Origin of the sequence: Bradyrhizobium sp. 190 (genome assembly GCF_023073415.1) — a bacterium.
GTDB lineage: Bacteria > Pseudomonadota > Alphaproteobacteria > Rhizobiales > Xanthobacteraceae > Bradyrhizobium.
Genome location: NZ_JADPJL010000020.1, coordinates 1 through 1,608, shown reverse-complemented (window position 1 = coordinate 1,608; position 1,608 = coordinate 1). Strand labels below are relative to the sequence as shown.

1 protein-coding gene and 1 pseudogene are annotated in these 1,608 nt (G+C 61.8%); both read left to right on the top strand.

Annotated elements, in window-relative coordinates; translation table 11 throughout:
• Positions 1 to 254 precede the first annotated feature (254 nt).
• A pseudogene (locus IVB22_RS14810) lies at positions 255 to 1,186 on the top strand (IS110 family transposase).
• The coding region (locus IVB22_RS41915) for a transposase (protein WP_374207531.1) at positions 1,147 to 1,608 on the top strand (462 nt) is incomplete at its 3' end. The pseudogene IVB22_RS14810 and the gene IVB22_RS41915, both read left to right, overlap by 40 nt.

Here is a 1,608-nt window from a genome sequence, read left to right as displayed (position 1 = left end):
CCTTGGTGAGCGCTCCTTCTAAAAAACTATGCGCGGCGCTGCGCTCCCCCTGTGGCATAGAAACGGGCCGGCGCTAGATTGCCGACCGGAAGGGAGCGGCCGATACGATTTTGGTGGCACGTGACCCCGTTGAAAAACCTGGTCCATGGGTTGTTGCGCACTTGAGAGTGGTGACGCCATCCGCCGATCCCGTTTAGGAATCTGACCAATAGCGCAGCCCAGCCCTTCCGCCGCCGTCAGCAGGAGGATTGGAGATGAACCCCAAAAGATCGAGGAACGGTGGTAAGATGCCGATGGTGCACCCGAACGCGGCTGCCATCGACGTCGGAGCGACTATGCACATGGCTGCCGTGAGGGCAGATCGCGCACCGGAGCCAGTCCGCAGCTTCGGTACCTTCACGGCCGATCTGCATCGGCTGGTCGACTGGTTTACTGAATGCGGCGTCAAGACCGTCGTCATGGAATCAACCAGCGTCTACTGGATTCCGATTTTCGAGCTTCTCGATGCCAGGGGATTTACCGTGTTTCTTGTCAACGCGCGCGATGCCAACACGTGCCGGGGCGCAAGACCGATGTCAGCGATGCGCAATGGCTGCAGCGGCTCCATTCATTCGGGTTGCTGCGGGCCAGCTTTCGGCCCAAAGGGCAGATTGCCGAGCTGCGAGCCTACGTGCGTCAGCGCGAGCGTCTGCTGGAGTACGCGGCCTCACACATCCAGCATATGCAGAAGGCCTTGACGGAGATGAATCTTCAGCTGCACCACGTCGTCGCCGACATCACCGGTGCGACCGGCCTGCGTATCATACGCGCGATCCTTGCCGGCGAGCGCGATCCTGAGGCGCTGGCGTGCTTGCGCCATTACAGTTGCCACTCCAGCGCCGAGACGATCGCGAAGGCGCTCACCGGAAGCTACCGCGCCGAGCATCTGTTTGCGCTCGAGCAGGCACTTGCGCTTTACGACGCCTACCACGAGAAGGCATCTGCCTGCGACGCCCGGATCGAAGCCGTGTTGAAGGAACTCAGCATCCATCGCGGTCATGGCCATGGATCAGCGCCGCGGGCCTCGCGGCGTCGGAATCGAACCGATCAGGCGAACGCTCTAGCTTTCGACGTCCGCGAGGCGCTGTTCGCGTTGCTCGGAAAGACATCACCACGATCGATGGCCTCGGTCCTTACCTCTCGCTGAAGCTGATCGCTGAATGCGGCGACGACCTCTCCTCGTGGCCAAGTGCAAAGCATTTTACCTCCTGGCTGGGACTGGCGCCGAGCAACAAGGTCTCCGGCGGCAAAATGCTCTCGTCCCGAACGCGCCGATCCGGCGGCCGGGCGGCGGCACTTCTGCGCCTTGCTGCCGTGACCGTGGGTCGTACAGACACCGCGCTCGGCGCCTTTTATAGACGGCTCTCAGCGCGCATCGGCAAGGCCAAGGCCGTGACCGCCACGGCCCGCAAGATCGCAGTTCTGTTCTACAATGCTGTGCGATACGGAATGGACTATGTCGATCCCGGGGCCTCGTCCTACGAGACGCGTTACCGGACGCGAGTGGTCAACAATTTGCATCGGCGTGCCAAGGCATTCGGCTTTGTTCTCCAGCCCTTGGAGCCGAAA